The sequence below is a fragment of the Thiogranum sp. genome (assembly GCF_058323355.1).
In genome coordinates, this window is sequence record NZ_JBTTIO010000002.1 from 51,614 (window position 1) to 67,285 (window position 15,672).

The window sequence follows — 15,672 nt, forward strand, 5'->3', positions numbered from 1 at the left end:
CATCCAGAATACTGAATATGGTAGATTCCGGCTTGCGCCGGCATGACGGAACAGGAGTTAATCAAGAGGCCTCCTGTCATTAGCGGGGAAAGGGGAAAAATGTACAGAGGGTTATTGTTATTGCTGTGCCTGTCGGCTCAGGTGCAGGCCGGAGAGATGCAGATTTCCGGGTATCTGGCGGCCGAGGCAACAGGGTTTGTCTCCAATGCGGCCTACCCTGACCAGTTCGACGGCATACAGGCCGCGCTGATCGGCCAGCCGGAGTTTCGTTACGAAACCAGTGACCGGCGTAACCAGTACGGCTTTATTCCCTTTGCCCACCTCGACAGCCAGGATGAGCGGCGTACACGCGCCGACCTGCGCGAGGCCTGGTGGTTACGCATCGGCGACGACTGGGAATTCCTGGCGGGCGTGAACCGGGTGTTCTGGGGCGTGACGGAGTCGAATCATCTGGTTGACATCATCAACCAGACCGACCAGATCGGTAATATCGACGGTGAAGATAAACTGGGTCAGCCCATGCTGCGGCTGGCATTCCAGCGTGATTGGGGCGACCTGGAGCTGTTTGTCCTGCCGGGTTTCCGGGAACGGACCTTTCCCGGCAAGCATGGCCGCTTTCGTTTTCCGCTGGTCATCGACGGGGAAGCGTTGTACAGCAACAGTCGTGAGCAGCGGAATATCGATCTTGCTGCACGCTACTCGCATTATATTGGCGACTGGGATTTTGGCCTGTCGGTTTTCCACGGTACCGGGCGTGAGCCGCGGTTTATTCCCGATGCAACATTTACCCGCTTTTTTGCCATCTATGACATCATCGATCAGGCCAGTGTGGATATCCAGTACACCACGGGCAGCTGGTTATGGAAGTTCGAAGGTTTGTGGCGCTCACAAAATGGTGAACATTTTCTCGCGGCAGTCGGTGGTTTTGAGTACACGCTGTACCAGATTGTGAACAGCACAGCCGATCTGGGCCTGTTACTGGAATACTCGCGTGATGGTCGCGACGAAGCCTTTGATGTTGCGCCGCCGATTGTGCTGGATGATGATATCTTTGCCGGGGCGCGGCTGGCGTTGAACGATACCCAGAGCAGCGAGCTGCTGGCCGGCGTGCTGGTGGACCGCAATGACCGGGCCTACCAGTTTTCAGTGGAAGCCGAGCGCCGCCTGGGGGATCGCTGGAAGCTGGAACTGGAGAGCCGCTGGTTCCTGAATACGAGTCGTAGTCCTGTGCTGTCAGCGTTTAAACAGGATAACCATGTGACACTGCGATTATCGCGATATTTCTAGGGAGAGTCTGATTAATTCGTCATCTCATCGGCGCAGGCCCGGATCCAGGGTGTTGAATGTTCTGGATTCCGGCCTGCGCCGGAATGACGATTTCGAATTAATCAGAGCTTCCCTAGAGTAAAGGTGAAGACAGCGCCTTGTCCGGGTTTTGATTCTGCACGTATCGTTCCTCTGTGGCGGTGGATGATGCGCTCCACGGTAGCCAGCCCGATCCCCGTGCCCTCGAACTCTTCGGCCCGGTGCAGGCGCTGGAATACACCGAATATCTTGTCGACGAAGCGCATGTCGAACCCTGCGCCATTGTCCCTGATATAAAAATGGCCTGGCTGTTCTTCCAGTTCACCAAACTCGATGTGCGGGGATGCTGTTTTGCCGGTATATTTCCAGGCATTTCCGAACAGGTTCAGCAGGGCTATGTGGAGCAGCCCCGGGTCACCCATGACTCTCCGCGTTGGGTTGATCTGCACTTCGACCTTATGCTCGGGGTGTTGTTGTTGCATTTCACGGCTGATGTTTTCCGCCATGGCTGACAGGTCGACAGGTTCGAGGCGCATCTGCTGGCGAGTGACCCGCGACAGCGCCAGCAGATCGGTGATCAGCTTGTCCATGTGAAAGGTATTGTCGCGGATACGTTGCAGTGCGTGTCTGCCCTGGTCATCGATAGACGACTCATACTCCTCCAGCAGCAACTGGCTGTAACCGGCCAGGGCGCGCAGTGGTGCGCGAAGGTCGTGTGAGACGGAATAACTGAAGGATTCCAGTTCCTGGTTGGACTGGCTCAGTTCGTGGGTGCGTTCTTCCACACGTTCGCGCAGGCGCTGTTCCTCGTTCTGAAGTTCCACGTATGCCGCGCCCAGGCGTTCCAGCATGGCATTGTATTCGCGTGCCAGTGCGCCGACTTCATCGGTTCTTTGCAATAGCCTGGCGTCCAGTTTTTCTGTACCTGCGGCATCGAGGGAGACGGTGGTAATGGAATCTGTCAGGTCGCTCAGTGGACGGGTATAACGGCGGAGAATGAGTGCGGTCGCGCCGAGTAACAGTAGCAGGAAAACCGCAAGCAACCCCAGCATCCTGGCAGTGATATCGTTGTCCAGCAGGTTGGTGGTCTCCAGGTAGTAGGCAATATGAGCATCTGCCAGTTTGTTATCACCGATGGTTACCGGGTACACCACTTCCTGCACGGTTCGGCCACTAAATTCGCTTCGAAACACACCGGGGGAAACTTCAGTGAACTTGTCGGTGTTTATACGATGGCCGATTTTGCTGAGTTGTGTGTGCGTCAGAACGACGCCGTCCGGTCTGGAGAGAAAGGCGTAGGCATAGTTGTCATCCGGTAGTACCGATGTCACCCAGCGCTCCAGCAGTTCATAGTCTTGCGATGCCAGGGCGTCGACACTGCCTTCCGCCAGAGTGCGGGCCAGGGTGCGCGCGACCATCAGTCGCTCGTTTTCCAGGCGTTCGGCGGCATCTGACAGCAGCATGTAGCCGAGGCTGAGCAGAGCGAGTACAAGCAGTGCGCCGAGACTGGCGGCGAGTCGCGGATATAATCCCCAGTGCATAATCAGTGGGTCAGGCCGGCCTGTTCCAGTAGCTTCCGGGTCAGGGATTCAACGGCAGGGTCATAAGGCAGGAAGCGCTTGATTTTCATGGAGGTCATAGCGGCCAGCACAGCCGACCCTTCAGGGTCGTCCTGCAGGGTTACGACGATATTGCGGAAGCGTTCCAGCAATTCCGGGTCAATATCCGCACGCGCCGCAACAAGATTTTCCGGGTACTCATCACTGACCGCGATAATTTTCAGTTCCCCTGTGTCAACCTTCTCGCTCATCAGGCGATAGTTGACGCCGCACATGCTGGCTGCACCGGTTTCTTTCAGTAACACCTTGTGGATTGATGAAGAGAGATTTTTGGTAAAGGTTTCGGTGACTTCGTCACCGCTCAGGACGCCATTCGAACGCAGGTAAGCGCGCGGCGCCAGATAGCCCCCGGCGCCCATCGGGCTGATGAAAGCGATGTCCCTGCCTTTCAGGTCCTCTATGCTGGAAACATCACTGTCGCTGCGAACAAATATCTCGCTGCGGCTGGTGATTTTACCGTCGATGTTCTGCATCTGGGCAACGCCAGTCGCGTGGCCGGCCTGTTTGAGGCGGTAAAACACATGTGAGTTGATGTAGAAGAAGTCGATCTGCCCCTTTTGCACCGCATTTTTCATGCGACCGAATCCACGCGGGACGACAATTTCGACAGGTTGCTTCAGTTTTTCGCCAAGGTAATCTGCAAAGGGCTGCCATTTTGCGAGGATGCGTGCCGGTGGTGCGATCGACAGTACCCCGAAGCGGATCGGCTCAGCGGTGTTCGTGCCACTCCTGGCCGGGCTGACCAGTAGCAGGAAGAGCAGGGCAATGAAAAATATCCTGGCGATACAGGGCACGCGGCTGGTGGCCGCCCAGGTAGAGGCTTCGGTCATCATGCGCAAAGTATAGCCGGATATTCTGTTGTGAGCGAAACCGGATCCTGTTTTGGTCAGCCGCTGTTTTTTTCGTGGTGTCCGCCAAACTGAAAACGCATGGCGGACAGGATCTTGTCGGCAAAATCCGCTTCGCCACGCGAGTTGAACCGGCTGTACAGGGCTGTTGTCAGCAGTGGTGCGGGAGCGCCGACCTCGATGGCGGCGATACTGGTCCAGCGGCCCTCCCCGGAATCCGACACCTGTCCACTGAAGTCGCTCAACTCGGCATCGTCGCGCAGTGCCGTGGCTGTGAGATCCAGCAGCCAGGAGGAAACCACGCTGCCGCGTCGCCACAACTCGGCGACCTCGGGCAGATCAATGTCGTACTGGTATTCTTCCGGGTTACGCAGCGGCGAAGTCTCGGCATCCATGTCATGGCTTTGTTTGCCAATACCGGCGTGCCTGAGAATATTGAAACCTTCCGCGTAGGCGGCCATCAGTCCGTATTCGATACCATTGTGAACCATTTTTACAAAATGTCCGGCACCGGCCGGCCCGCAGTGCAGGTAGCCCTGTTCCGAGGTGGAGCGTTCACCCTCGCGTCCCGCCGTACGTTCGATCGTTCCGCTGCCGGGCGCCAGTGTGGCGAACACCGGGTCGAGATGTTTAACGGCTGTATCGTCACCGCCGATCATCAGGCAATAACCGCGTTCCAGTCCCCACACACCACCGCTGGTGCCGACATCGAGATAGTGAATCCCTTTTTCGCTTAACTGACGTGCCCGGACAATGTCATCCTTGTAATACGAATTACCGCCGTCGATGATGATGTCGCCGGCATCCAGTCGCGTAGCCAGCGCATCAATTTGCCGGTCGACGACAGCTGCCGGCACCATCAGCCAGACGATACGTGGACTGTCGAGTTTCGACAGAAAGTCATCGAGGTCTACGGAGCCAATCGCACCTTCACTGACCATCTGTTCAACAGGACCACGGCTGCGGTTATGCACGACACACTCGTGCCCACCGGCAAGCAATCGCCGAACCATGTTGGCGCCCATGCGCCCGAGTCCGATCATTCCCAGTTGCATTGTCTATTCCCTTTGTTGCTGTGCATGTCAGGCGACATGATACTGTATCAGCGCATAAAGGCCTTACGTACCCAGTAGTCCATGCTGACATAGCGGCCGCCGCCGATGAAGAACAGTACCAGCAACATGATGAAGTAGGTAGCGGCGAATTCAATGCCGTTGTTCAGTATCACGAAATTACCGTTCTCTGTCAGCCATTCGTAGTTACCATGCTGCCGGAGAATTTCCCTGGCGACATCGAGACGCTCGATAGCGCCGATGGTGCGTTCTGTGGCGAACGGGCCTGTCCCTTCGGCAATCGCCAGCCAGCCATGCTGCAGGTGAACCGAGACGGCGGCTACGACCATGGTGACCATCAGCGGAATGGAAATCCAGCGTACAGCGAAGCCGATCAGTAACAGAATGGCGCCGCCTGCCTCGGTGAGTGCGGCTGCCCAGGCCAGGAATTCCGGGAAGGGCAGACCGAGTCCCCAGTCCGGGTTGCCGAACCAGGCAATGATGTTGTCCATGTCAGCCAGTTTTTTGCTGCCCGCCATCCAGAAAATCGGCACCAGGTACAGCCGCAGTGCGAGAGGTCCAAGGAAGTCAAAGGCACGGGTCTTGTCTAGCAGGCGCTGAAGCTGAACGAGCAGGTACATGTTGGTTCTCCGGACAGTGAGTTGTGACCATTACAGACTACCCTGTCTTGCGAGGGTTCCGCCTGTGATGAAAAACGCTGCGGGTCAGACTGTATCTTTCAGCACATTCGCGCCGAGTACGATGTCACGTTGCCGCCAGGCCTGCAGAATTTCCAGACCTCCATCGAGGACGACTTCCGGTTTGGGGTGGTTCAGTTCAGTGGCGATTTTCTCAAGCGCCATGCGTCCGCTCAGTGATTGATCGTCCTGTAACAGTGAAAACAGGCGTGCACTGATGGCATTGAGTTCCATAAAGCCAACGTCGTCGTCACTTGCACGGTACACCATGAGGTAAACCGGCTGGGCCGCTGGTTCCTTTGGCTGATTGTCTGCGGAGATCCGGTGTACCGGGTACTGGTAACTCAGTGGCCAGGCCAGGCTCGACAGCACCGGTATGCCTTCCAGCAGGTCACCATCAGGGTCGTCGACCTGTGCGGGTTCTGTTTCAGCGATCGATAGTGCCAGCTCTACCCATTCGTAATGCGCGAGCTCACGCAGAAAAGGGAAGTCGCCTTCATGCTCACCGCGTTCCTGTTCCAGGTAGCCGAGGAACTCGCGCGAGATTTCCAGGAACAGCGGGGAATGGCAGTGATGGTGGGCAAAAAAATCGCGCACCATGGCGTGCCAGCTTTTATCATCCATCAATTCGCGCAATACCGGGAAGCCGCTGGACAGGAAGCCTTCCACGTTGTTGTAGAACAGTTCACGGTAGATCGCCATGCGGCGATCCTCGATGCCTTCCGGCGCAGGGTTTTTGTCGGGCTGGCGAATGTGCGCGGCGAAAGCATATTGCTGCTGAGTGAAGCTTTGTTCAGCCATGCGTCTTGCCGGGCGTGTTTTCGTAGTGTGACCACTGCTGTTGCATGGTAACGATGCGGTCTACCTCGGTCAGCAGTTCCGGCAGTGGCGGAATATTGAAATCCCGTTCCAGCAGCGTTGGTACCGGCCCAAAGTGGGCGTAGGCCTTGTCGAGCAGTGCCCACACCGGGTCGATAATATCAGCGCCGTGCGTGTCGACGATGAGGTCGTCGGCTTCTTCGTAGTGGCCGGCGACGTGGAAATACATGACCCGTTCGGCGGGTAATGCGGTCAGAAATTGTTCCGCGTTATAGCGGTGATTGATGCTGTTGACATAAATATTGTTCACGTCAAGCAGCAGGTCGCAGTCAGCCTCTTCAAGTACGGCATTGATGAAATCGATTTCTTCCATCTGCTTGCCGGGGGCTGCGTAGTAGGACACATTCTCCATCGCGATACGTCGTTCGAGAATATCCTGGGTACGACGGATACGCCCGGCCACATAGTGGACGGCTTCTTCTGTAAACGGGATGGGCATCAGGTCATAGAGATGACCGTCATCGCTGCAATAGCTCAGGTGTTCGGAGTAGGCGCGGATTTTATGCTCGTCCAGAAAGCGCTTGAGCCGGTGGAGGAAGGTTTCATCCAGTGCTGCGGGGCTGCCAATAGAGAGTGACAGCCCGTGGCAGAGAAACGGGTAACGTTCTGTGAAAGCGCGGAACTGTTTGCCCCAGCGACCTCCCATACCGATCCAGTTCTCCGGTGCGACTTCGTAGAAGCCGACCTGTTCGGGTGGGTGGTCTGTCAGCGGACCCATCAGGGTCCGCCGCAGGCCCAGTCCTGCTCCGTTAACGGGGTAGCGGGACATTTTCATGGCAGGTGCAGCTGCTTATTTCTTCATGCTGCCGCCACACTTGCCTTCACCGCACTTGCCTTCTTTTTTCATTTTCTCTTTGTCCATCATCTTGGCTTTTTCACCGCCGCACTTGCCTTCTTTTTTCATCTTGGCCTTGTCGCCGCCACCACATTTGCCTTCTTTCATCTTTTCCTTGGACATGCCTTCGCCGCACTTGCCTTCCTTGTCTTTCATGTGTTTCGCGCCACATTTGCCTTCTTTCATGTCGCCTTCAGCAACCATGTAGCCGGTGGACAGCTCAGTCATGCCGAAGGGGTTTTCTGCTGCATTCGCAACGGAAGCACCTGCCAGAGAAGTGATAAAAGCAGCGCCCATTGCGATAGACAGGGGTTTCATTGAGGTAGATTTGGACATTGTAGTATGCCTCCTTAAGGCTTATAACGACTCCCGCAGGGAATCGTGGTTGGACTGGCAGTCTCGTGCCATCGTTTAAACAACAGCCGTTACGACCAGTGGCTGGTGAAAAAGTTTCAGATCAGCGTCCCTTCTCCAGGGACTGCAGGCAGTCCAGGTAGCGCGATTCATCCGGCGCTGTTCCGTTTTTCTGTGCCTGCCAGAACATTTCTGCCAGGCATTCCATCATTTTGTGTTCCAGCGCGTGTGCATCGCCAGTTTGTTCGAGCAGGCGCTGGTAGAGCGCCTTTATCCCGGCGGGGCGATCGGTATCGACCTGCTCGCGCAGGCCAAGATGCATGCCCATGTGCAGAAACGGGTTGGTTTTACCCAGTTCCGGCAGATAGTCCCTGCCGAGCGCCTGATCCGGGTTTTCCAGCAATGGCTGGTATTCCGGGTGTTGCTCGATGACGCTCACAATCTGTTTCTGAAGGGGATCCAGTGCCATGCCTTCACGGTGGCCCTGCCACGCCCTGCAGTAGAAGCCGCGCAGCTGATCCCTGTCCTGTCCAAACAGCATAGCTTATTTCCACCATCAATCGGGGTGAGAGAGTACTCAGTTCATTGATCGTGTTGCAAGTTTTACCTGTCGCCAATTGGCGTCAGTTTTCCGTCTTGTGGCGGTATTCGCACAGGTCTTCGATGATACAACTGCCGCAACGCGGCTTGCGTGCGATACAGGTATAGCGTCCGTGCAGGATCAGCCAGTGATGGGCGTCCTGTTTGAATGCTTCCGGCACGAATTTGTTGAGCTTGCGTTCGACCTCTTCAACATTCTTGCCTGGCGCAATGCCGGTACGGTTGCAGACGCGGAATATATGGGTGTCTACCGCAATGGTGGGTTGCCCGAAGGCGGTGTTGAGAATCACATTGGCGGTTTTACGGCCGACGCCGGGCAGGGCCTCCAGCGACTCGCGGTCTTCGGGCACCTTGCCGCCGTGTTTTTCCACCAGCAGCCTGCAGGTCTTGATGAGGTTGCAGGCCTTGGTGTTGTACAGGCCGATAGTCCTGATGTGCTGTTTCAGTCCTTCCTCACCCAGTTTGAGCATGGCCTGTGGCGTCTTCACTTTTTTAAAAAGTTTTGCCGTGGCCTTGTTGACGCCGACGTCCGTGGACTGTGCCGACAGTATTACCGCAACAAGTAACTGGAAAGGGTTGCCGTACTTCAGCTCGGTGGTGGGTTCCGGGTTTTCGTTGCGCAGCCGGGAAAAAATTTCTGCACGCTTTTGTTTATTCATTCATTAGCTGGTTTGTGCAACGGGTGTGCCGACAGTGAGCATGGCCGCGCGTGTTTGCGCGCGCTTGTCGATAATGTTCTTCAGGGCAATCAGCAGACCAAGGCCAATGAAAGCACCCGGTGGTAGTACGGCCAGCAGGAAGCCGTCGTAGTGTTCCGAGAATACGATAGTGATATCAGGCAGCAGGTTCCCGAACATTCGGTGCGCGTGAGAGAACAGTGTGCCGTGGCCGATGATTTCGCGCAGCGAACCCAGCGTGACCAGCACCAGCATGAAACCCAGCCCCATGCTCAGTCCATCGAGGAAGGATTGCCTGACGGTGTGTTTGGAAGCGAATGCCTCGGCACGGCCGATAATGGAACAGTTGGTGACAATCAGTGGAATGAAGATGCCGAGTACCTTGTACAGGTCGTACATGAAGGCGCTCATCAGCAGTTCGATGATGGTGACGATGGAGGCGATGATCAGGACAAAGACAGGAATGCGCACCTCGGGCCGTACCAGCGAGCGAATGGCGGATACTGTGACATTGGAGGCGACCAGGGTAACCAGTGTGGCAAGTCCCAGGCCGAAGCCATTGATAAAGGTGCCGGTCACGGCGAGTAGCGGGCACAGCCCGAGCAGTTGCACCAGGCCAACATTGTTGGTCCAGAAGCCGTCGCGAATGATGGTGCGGTTGTCGATCATTATCCGGTTGCTGCCTCCGGGTGTTCTTCAAACAGTTCGTGGCTGTGTATGCGATAGTATAACAAAGCATTGTGTACGGCTTTCACTACGGCGCGCGGGGTAATGGTGGCCCCGGTGAACTGGTCGAATTCACCGCCGTCGCGTTTCACTTTCCAGCCGTCCTTGCCCGGGTTGTCGAGCGATTTTCCATTAAAGGTGAAAATCCAGTCTGAACTGGAGGTTTCAATCGCATCACCCAGGCCGGGTGTCTCGCGGTGCTGTACAACGCGCACGCCGGCCAGCGTACCGTCCAGGTTGATGGCCACCAGCAGACGGATGTTGCCGTTATAGCCGTCCGGCGCAACGGGCGCCAGCACGGCGGCCACCGGCCAGCCGTGCTTTCTTGCACGATAGACCGGTACCGGTTTGTCAGTGCCCAGCAACTCCTTGTGACGGACGTAGAGAATGTCGTGGAAAATGTCATTATCATAGCGCTCGGGCGGAATGACTTCATTCAGGCTTTTCAGCAACGCGCGACGCTCATTGTCATGAATGCGATCGGCGGTTTTCTCGTGAGTGAAGGCTACCAGTCCACTGCCGACAACGGCAAACAGGAACAGGAACAGCGAGGATACCAGGATCTGACGATAGCTCACTTTACTCATCCTGCTCTTCGCGCTGACCGAATACGCGCGGTCTGGTGTAGTAGTCAATAGTGGGTGCGGCCATATTCATCAGCAGTACCGCAAAAGCAATGCCATCCGGGTAGCCGCCCCAGGTGCGTATGATATACACCAGCACACCGATACCGGCACCGTAATAGAGCCGCCCGCGTGGTGTGGTGGCCGCGGAAACGGGGTCGGTCGCGATGAAAAAGGCGCCAAGCATGGTGGCGCCGCTGAACAGGTGAAACAGCGGTGAACCAAAACCATCGGCTTCTGCAAAATAGAACATCAGCGACATCACAAACAGCGCACCCAGCATACCGGCCGGGATATGCCACTGGATGGCGCCGCGTTTCCACAACCACAGGCCGCCCAGCAGGAAGCCCAGGTTGACCCATTCCCAGCCGTAGCCACCGTAGTTGCCAAAACGCGGATCGGTAAGGATTTCGTCCCAGGTCAGGTTCAGTCCGCTCAGCGTTTTCGATTCGTCCAGTGGCGTGGCCATGGTGATACTGTCGAGCGTTGTGCCGGCTGGCGGCGAACCGGTGAACACAAGTTGCAGTGTGTCGGTGAAGCCGGGGGGTTCATGACCGATACTGCCGGGCGGCGACCACAGCGTCATTTGCAACGGGAACGAGATAATCAGCACCACAAAGCCAATCATCGCCGGGTTGAACGGGTTGTAGCCAAGGCCACCGTAGAGTTGCTTGCCGATAACAATGGCGAACAGTATGCCGACCACCGGTATCCACCAGGGCGCCAGCGGCGGCAGCGACAGGCCCAGTAGCAGGCCAGTCAGCGCGGCGCTGCCATCCAGCAGGGCAGGACGTACCGGTTTGCCACGCAGCCGCAATACAGCGGCCTCGGCCACCAATGCGGTGGACGTGGCAATCAGCAGGTTGAAAATGATGCCCCAGCCAAAAAACCAGAACAGCGCCAGCGCGCCCGGGATCAGGGCCAGCATAACGCTGAGCATTAACCGCGACAGGTCGTTGGACAGTGGCAGGTAAGGTGAGCTTCGGGTCGGAAATTCCATGGCAGTCAGGCTCCGTCTGTCTTGCCGGTACGGCGCTGCTCGATTTCGTCGATTTTCGCCCGTTGTTCGGGCGTCAGGTTATCGGTATTACGCGGTGCCATATCATTCTGCTCTGATTTCCTTGCCTTGACGCGCGCCAGTGCAGCGGCAATCTCGACTTTCTTGGCATCGGCATTGCCGGCCCTGGGTTTCTTGTCCAGCGCCTTGCGTGCGCGGGCGCGTCGTTCTTCCAGTGCCTTCTTCTCGCGTTCCAGTCGGGCCAGCCGTGCCTCGTGGCGCTGGCGGGCAAGATCGGACTTTTCACGTTCGCGTTCCATGTCCCAGATTTCGGTTTTGGCAAACCGGTAGTACTGCACCAGCGGGATATGGCTGGGGCAAACCTGGGCGCAACAACCACACTCGATACAGTCGAACAGGTTGTAGTCCTGAATCTTCTCCATGTCACGCGCGAAGGCGTACCAGTAGAGTTGTTGTGGTAACAGGCTGGCCGGGCAGACATCGGCGCACTGTGCACAACGGATGCAGGCACTGGGTGGAGGCGGCTCCGGCATCTCTTTCAGACTGGCGGCAAGAATACAGTTGCTGGTCTTGATAATCGGTAACTGGTCGGAACGCAGTGCAAAGCCCATCATCGGTCCACCGATCAGCAGGCGACCGACCTCGTCGGTGTAACCCCCGCACTGTTCGATCAGTGACGAGATCGGCGTGCCGATACGCACGTCAAGATTGCGCGGCTGGCTGATACCCGCGCCGCTGACAGTGACGATACGCGAAATCAGCGGTTCGCCATAGTGAATGGCACGCGCAACAGCCGCTGCCGTCCCGACATTGTGGCATACAATACCCAGGTCGATCGGCAGTCCCTGGCTGGGAACTTCCTCGCCGGTCAGCGCATAAATCAGTTGTTTTTCACCCCCGGCCGGGTAGCGGCTCGGCACGGCGATAATGCGGATACCGGTTTCCCCGCTGCGTTCCAGTTCGTTTTGCAGGCACTCGATGGCGTCAGGCATGTTGTCTTCAATGCCGATCGCGACCTGTTTGGCGTGCAGGGCATGACGCATGATGCGGATACCCTCGATAATGTCATTGGGCCGGCAACACATCAGTGCTTCATCGCAACTGATGTAGGGTTCGCATTCCGCACCATTGATCACCAGCAGGTCTACCTCGCGGCCCGGCCCGGGATTGAGTTTGACGGCCGTGGGGAAGCCTGCCCCGCCCAGCCCGACAATGCCGGCATCACGAACCCGCTGGCGGATGTCCGCAGGTTCCGCGTTGAACACATTATCCATTTTCAGCCCGGTGTCCGCGGCGCGGTCTTCACCGTCGCTGTCAATCACAATGCAGGCGGCGGACAACCCGGAAGGATGTGGAACCGGGTAATCACCCATGTCGCTGACGACACCGGAGGTAGGGGCATGTACCGGTGCGGAGATATAACCCAGCGAGCGCGCGATCAATTGTCCACGCAATACCTTGTCCCCGGTTTTCACCACGGGTTCGGCGGGTTCGCCGATGTTCTGGCTGAGCGGTATATACAACCGTTCTGGTATGGCGGCGGCTGCCAGTGGCTCGGTGAGTGACTGCGCCTTTTCCGAAGGTAAACGCAGGCCTCCGGGGAAGGCGGCGGGTTTTTCTAGCAGCTTGACCATGTGCTGCCGCATTGTACAGGGTTGACGCTGAAAAATACGCTGGCAATCGCCGGGTGTTTGACCGGGATCAAGCGCCTGCTGCTATGAGCCGGTGTCGGCGATTTCCGGCTGATCCGCTTGCGGGTAGGGCCATTTCCAGTGGCTGATATCCTTTTTCACCGGCACCATCTCGATACAGTCGACCGGGCAGGGTGGCAGACACAGCTCACAACCGGTGCACTCATCGGCAATGACCGTGTGCATCTGCTTGGCGGCACCGAGAATCGCATCCACCGGGCAGGCCTGAATGCACAGAGTACAGCCGATGCAGACCTGTTCATCGATAACGGCGACCATTTTTTCCGTATGTTTGCCGTGTTCCTCGTTGAGCGGCTTGGGGTCGACACCGAGCAGGTCGGCCAGTGCCTGGATCGTTGCTTCACCGCCGGGTGGACACTGATTTATATCCGCCTCACCTGCCGCGATAGCTTCTGCGTAGGGTCGGCAGCCGGGGTAGGTACATTGACCACACTGGGTTTGTGGCAACAGCGCATCGATCTGGTCGACAATGGGATCGGCATCGATCCTGAAGCGAATGGCCGAGTAGCCGAGCAACAGCCCGAACAGGGCGGCCAGCACACCAATGGCAAGCATTGCAGTCAGCATGTATTCAGCCCTTGATCAGCCCCGAGAAGCCCATGAATGCCAGTGACATCAAACCGGCGGTTACCAGCGCAATGGCCGAACCCTGGAAGGGTCCCGGGACATCGGCGGCGGCAATACGTTCACGCAGGGAGGCGAACAGGATCATCACCAGCGAGAAACCCACGGCTGCCCCGAAGCCGTAAAACGCCGACTGGACGAAGCCGAAATCCTGCTGCACGTTGAGCAATGCCACGCCCAGCACGGCGCAGTTGGTGGTAATCAGTGGCAGGAAGATGCCCAGCACCTGGTACAGCAACGGACTGGTTTTATGCACCACCATTTCCGTGAACTGCACGACAACGGCAATGACCAGGATAAAAGTAATGGTACGCAGATACTCAAGACCCAGTGGCGCCAGCAGGTATTCGTTGGCGAGGTAGGCACACACGGAAGACAGGGTAAGCACAAAGGTCGTGGCCAGTGCCATGCCGGTGGCGGTTTCCAGTTTGCGGGAGACGCCGAGGAACGGGCACAGGCCAAGGAATTTCACCAGCACGAAGTTATTGACCAGCACGGTGCTGATGAGGATCAGGGTGATTTCGGTCATGGGGTTATGGTACTGCCGCTGGCGCGGTTACACCACTACTTAACCCGCATCCCCGGCTCAGCCCCGTCATCCGGTGACAGGATAAACAGGTCTTTACCACCCGGCCCGGCCGCCAGCACCATCCCTTCCGATACGCCGAAACGCATCTTGCGCGGCGCGAGATTGGCGACCATTACCGTTAAACGGCCTTCCAGGTCTTCCGGGGCATAGGCACTCTTGATGCCGGCGAACACGTTGCGCGTTTCGCCGCCGATGTCCAGCGTCAGTTTCAGCAGCTTGTCGGCACCCTCAATGGCTTCCGCCCTGACGATGCGCGCAATGCGCAGGTCGAGTCTGGCGAAGGTGTCGAAGTCGATAGTTTCAGCGACAGGTTCATCGGCCAGTGGGCCGCTGGCGGGTTTCTCTTCTGTCACTTTCAGGTCCTCTCTGGATGCTTCCAGCATGGCTTCGATGGCGGCGGGTTCAACACGTTTGGCAAGGTGCCTGAACTTGTTCAGCGTGTCGGGAAATGCGGCAGCATCGAGATCATTCCAGGTAAAGCCCCGTGCCTTGCCGAACAGTTCTTTTGCGACACGTTCGGTCAGCGTTGGCATGATGGGTGTCAGCAGGATCGACAGGGTATGGAATCCGTGCAGGATGCGTGAACAGATACAGTGCAGCTTGTCTTTCTGCTCCGGGTCTTTGGCCAGTTTCCAGGGTTCGTGGCTGTCGAAGTACTGGTTGATGTCATCCGCCATTTTCATGATATGACGAACAGCCTGGCCATATTCACGGGATTCATAGTTCTCTTTGATAACTTGTGCAGACCCATGTACACCATCTATGTAATGCTGGAAATCATTTTTATCGTCAAAAACTTCGTCAAGTGACAATAATTTCCCGTTGAACTGCTTCACAATAAAGTTTGCGGTACGGCTGGCGATGTTGACGTACTTGCCCACCAGGTCGCTGTTGATGCGTGCAATGAAGTCTTCAAGATTGAGATCGATATCATCGATACCGCCAGATAGCTTGGCGGCGTAGTAATAGCGCAGGTATTCCGGGTCGATGTGTTGCAGCCAGGTGCTCGCGTTAATGAATGTGCCGCGTGACTTGGACATTTTCTGCCCGTTCACGGTCAGGAACCCGTGGGCGAACACGCGCGTCGGTTTGCGGTAGCCGGAACCTTCAAGCACGGCAGGCCAGAACAGGGTATGGAAGCGCAGGATGTCCTTGCCGATGAAATGATACAGCTCGGTGTCCGTATCCTTGCCCCACCAGTCGTCGAAGTTCATGCCCTGTTTGTCGCACAGGTTTTTGAAGCTGGCCATGTAGCCCATTGGCGCGTCCAGCCATACATAGAAGAACTTGCCGGGGGCTTCCGGTATCTCGAAACCGAAATACGGCGCGTCGCGCGAAATATCCCAGTCGTTCAGGCCGGCGTCCAGCCACTCTTTCATCTTGTTGGCGACTTCCGGCTGGGTGGAGGTTTGCAGGTAGTCGGCCAGCATGTCGCTGAAATCAGAGAGCTTGAAGAAGTAGTGCTCGGATTCTTTTTCCACCGGTGTGGCGCCGCTGATGACTGAGCGTGGGT

General features: G+C 56.9%; 17 protein-coding genes. 1 reads left to right on the top strand and 16 read right to left on the bottom strand.

Going from position 1 to position 15,672, the window contains the following annotated elements; all coding sequences use genetic code 11:
• Positions 1-99 precede the first annotated feature (99 nt).
• Positions 100-1,287, top strand: a complete 1,188-nt coding sequence (locus ACW81B_RS00460) for a hypothetical protein (RefSeq protein ID WP_491578223.1) — start codon at positions 100-102, stop codon at positions 1,285-1,287.
• Positions 1,288-1,388: 101 nt separating this feature from the next.
• Here the strand turns inward: ACW81B_RS00460 and ACW81B_RS00465 are convergent, their stop codons facing one another.
• The 16 genes from ACW81B_RS00465 to metG form a co-directional block, all read right to left on the bottom strand.
• On the bottom strand, positions 1,389-2,846 hold the full coding sequence (locus ACW81B_RS00465) for a sensor histidine kinase (RefSeq protein WP_491578224.1): 1,458 nt from the start codon (positions 2,844-2,846) through the stop codon (positions 1,389-1,391).
• Positions 2,847-2,848: 2 nt separating this feature from the next.
• Positions 2,849-3,757 (bottom strand): phosphate/phosphite/phosphonate ABC transporter substrate-binding protein, encoded by a 909-nt coding sequence (locus ACW81B_RS00470; RefSeq protein WP_491578225.1) that lies wholly within the window; start codon positions 3,755-3,757, stop codon positions 2,849-2,851.
• A 53-nt stretch (positions 3,758-3,810) separates the two neighbouring features.
• Positions 3,811-4,827 carry a phosphogluconate dehydrogenase (NAD(+)-dependent, decarboxylating) gene (gene gnd, locus ACW81B_RS00475; protein ID WP_491578226.1) on the bottom strand — a complete coding sequence of 339 codons (1,017 nt, stop codon included), beginning with the start codon at positions 4,825-4,827 and terminating at the stop codon, positions 3,811-3,813.
• A 47-nt stretch (positions 4,828-4,874) separates the two neighbouring features.
• A complete protein-coding gene (locus ACW81B_RS00480; RefSeq protein ID WP_491578227.1) occupies positions 4,875-5,465 on the bottom strand; it encodes an HvfX family Cu-binding RiPP maturation protein in 591 nt (196 codons plus the stop codon).
• Positions 5,466-5,549: 84 nt separating this feature from the next.
• Positions 5,550-6,323 (bottom strand): HvfC family RiPP maturation protein, encoded by a 774-nt coding sequence (locus ACW81B_RS00485; protein WP_491578228.1) that lies wholly within the window; start codon positions 6,321-6,323, stop codon positions 5,550-5,552.
• Positions 6,316-7,176, bottom strand: coding sequence for an HvfB family MNIO-type RiPP peptide maturase (locus ACW81B_RS00490; protein WP_491578229.1), 861 nt, complete (start codon positions 7,174-7,176; stop codon positions 6,316-6,318). The genes ACW81B_RS00485 and ACW81B_RS00490 overlap by 8 nt, the downstream gene beginning before the upstream one ends.
• Before the next feature lie 15 nt (positions 7,177-7,191).
• On the bottom strand, positions 7,192-7,572 hold the full coding sequence (locus ACW81B_RS00495) for an HvfA family oxazolone/thioamide-modified RiPP metallophore (protein ID WP_491578230.1): 381 nt from the start codon (positions 7,570-7,572) through the stop codon (positions 7,192-7,194).
• Positions 7,573-7,693: 121 nt separating this feature from the next.
• Positions 7,694-8,131, bottom strand: a complete 438-nt coding sequence (locus ACW81B_RS00500; RefSeq protein WP_491578231.1) for a DUF1841 family protein — start codon at positions 8,129-8,131, stop codon at positions 7,694-7,696.
• 82 nt (positions 8,132-8,213) lie between these two features.
• Complete coding sequence (nth, locus tag ACW81B_RS00505; protein ID WP_491578232.1) at positions 8,214-8,849, bottom strand: endonuclease III; 636 nt, start codon at positions 8,847-8,849, stop codon at positions 8,214-8,216.
• Between the two features lie 3 nt (positions 8,850-8,852).
• Positions 8,853-9,536, bottom strand: a complete 684-nt coding sequence (locus ACW81B_RS00510) for an electron transport complex subunit E (protein WP_491578233.1) — start codon at positions 9,534-9,536, stop codon at positions 8,853-8,855.
• The gene (gene rsxG, locus ACW81B_RS00515; protein ID WP_491578234.1) at positions 9,536-10,180 is read right to left on the bottom strand and encodes an electron transport complex subunit RsxG; all 645 of its coding nucleotides are present in this window, start codon (positions 10,178-10,180) and stop codon (positions 9,536-9,538) included. The genes ACW81B_RS00510 and rsxG overlap by 1 nt, the downstream gene beginning before the upstream one ends.
• A complete protein-coding gene (gene rsxD / locus ACW81B_RS00520; protein WP_491578235.1) occupies positions 10,173-11,216 on the bottom strand; it encodes an electron transport complex subunit RsxD in 1,044 nt (347 codons plus the stop codon). Before rsxD ends, rsxG begins: the two co-directional genes overlap by 8 nt.
• 5 nt (positions 11,217-11,221) lie before the next feature.
• Complete coding sequence (gene rsxC / locus ACW81B_RS00525; protein ID WP_491578236.1) at positions 11,222-12,868, bottom strand: electron transport complex subunit RsxC; 1,647 nt, start codon at positions 12,866-12,868, stop codon at positions 11,222-11,224.
• An 81-nt stretch (positions 12,869-12,949) separates the two neighbouring features.
• The gene (gene rsxB, locus ACW81B_RS00530; protein ID WP_491578237.1) at positions 12,950-13,513 is read right to left on the bottom strand and encodes an electron transport complex subunit RsxB; all 564 of its coding nucleotides are present in this window, start codon (positions 13,511-13,513) and stop codon (positions 12,950-12,952) included.
• A gap of 4 nt (positions 13,514-13,517) precedes the next feature.
• Positions 13,518-14,099 (bottom strand): electron transport complex subunit RsxA, encoded by a 582-nt coding sequence (gene rsxA / locus ACW81B_RS00535; RefSeq protein ID WP_491578238.1) that lies wholly within the window; start codon positions 14,097-14,099, stop codon positions 13,518-13,520.
• A gap of 35 nt (positions 14,100-14,134) precedes the next feature.
• A partial coding sequence (gene metG, locus ACW81B_RS00540; RefSeq protein ID WP_491578239.1) for a methionine--tRNA ligase occupies positions 14,135-15,672 on the bottom strand: 1,538 nt, incomplete at its 5' end.

What these genes read in the sequence shown, in the direction of transcription:
- nth (WP_491578232.1), bottom strand. Translation starts at nt 8,849, where the DNA reads ATGAATAAACAAAAGCGTGCAGAAATTTTTTCCCGGCTGCGCAACGAA.
- rsxA (WP_491578238.1), bottom strand. Translation starts at nt 14,099, where the DNA reads ATGACCGAAATCACCCTGATCCTCATCAGCACCGTGCTGGTCAATAAC.
- ACW81B_RS00470 (WP_491578225.1), bottom strand. Translation starts at nt 3,757, where the DNA reads ATGATGACCGAAGCCTCTACCTGGGCGGCCACCAGCCGCGTGCCCTGT.
- ACW81B_RS00480 (WP_491578227.1), bottom strand. Translation starts at nt 5,465, where the DNA reads ATGTACCTGCTCGTTCAGCTTCAGCGCCTGCTAGACAAGACCCGTGCC.
- ACW81B_RS00465 (WP_491578224.1), bottom strand. Translation starts at nt 2,846, where the DNA reads ATGCACTGGGGATTATATCCGCGACTCGCCGCCAGTCTCGGCGCACTG.
- rsxC (WP_491578236.1), bottom strand. Translation starts at nt 12,868, where the DNA reads ATGGTCAAGCTGCTAGAAAAACCCGCCGCCTTCCCCGGAGGCCTGCGT.
- ACW81B_RS00510 (WP_491578233.1), bottom strand. Translation starts at nt 9,536, where the DNA reads ATGATCGACAACCGCACCATCATTCGCGACGGCTTCTGGACCAACAAT.
- ACW81B_RS00485 (WP_491578228.1), bottom strand. Translation starts at nt 6,323, where the DNA reads ATGGCTGAACAAAGCTTCACTCAGCAGCAATATGCTTTCGCCGCGCAC.
- rsxB (WP_491578237.1), bottom strand. Translation starts at nt 13,513, where the DNA reads ATGCTGACTGCAATGCTTGCCATTGGTGTGCTGGCCGCCCTGTTCGGG.
- ACW81B_RS00490 (WP_491578229.1), bottom strand. Translation starts at nt 7,176, where the DNA reads ATGAAAATGTCCCGCTACCCCGTTAACGGAGCAGGACTGGGCCTGCGG.
- ACW81B_RS00500 (WP_491578231.1), bottom strand. Translation starts at nt 8,131, where the DNA reads ATGCTGTTTGGACAGGACAGGGATCAGCTGCGCGGCTTCTACTGCAGG.
- gnd (WP_491578226.1), bottom strand. Translation starts at nt 4,827, where the DNA reads ATGCAACTGGGAATGATCGGACTCGGGCGCATGGGCGCCAACATGGTT.
- rsxD (WP_491578235.1), bottom strand. Translation starts at nt 11,216, where the DNA reads ATGGAATTTCCGACCCGAAGCTCACCTTACCTGCCACTGTCCAACGAC.
- rsxG (WP_491578234.1), bottom strand. Translation starts at nt 10,180, where the DNA reads ATGAGTAAAGTGAGCTATCGTCAGATCCTGGTATCCTCGCTGTTCCTG.
- ACW81B_RS00460 (WP_491578223.1), top strand. Translation starts at nt 100, where the DNA reads ATGTACAGAGGGTTATTGTTATTGCTGTGCCTGTCGGCTCAGGTGCAG.
- ACW81B_RS00495 (WP_491578230.1), bottom strand. Translation starts at nt 7,572, where the DNA reads ATGTCCAAATCTACCTCAATGAAACCCCTGTCTATCGCAATGGGCGCT.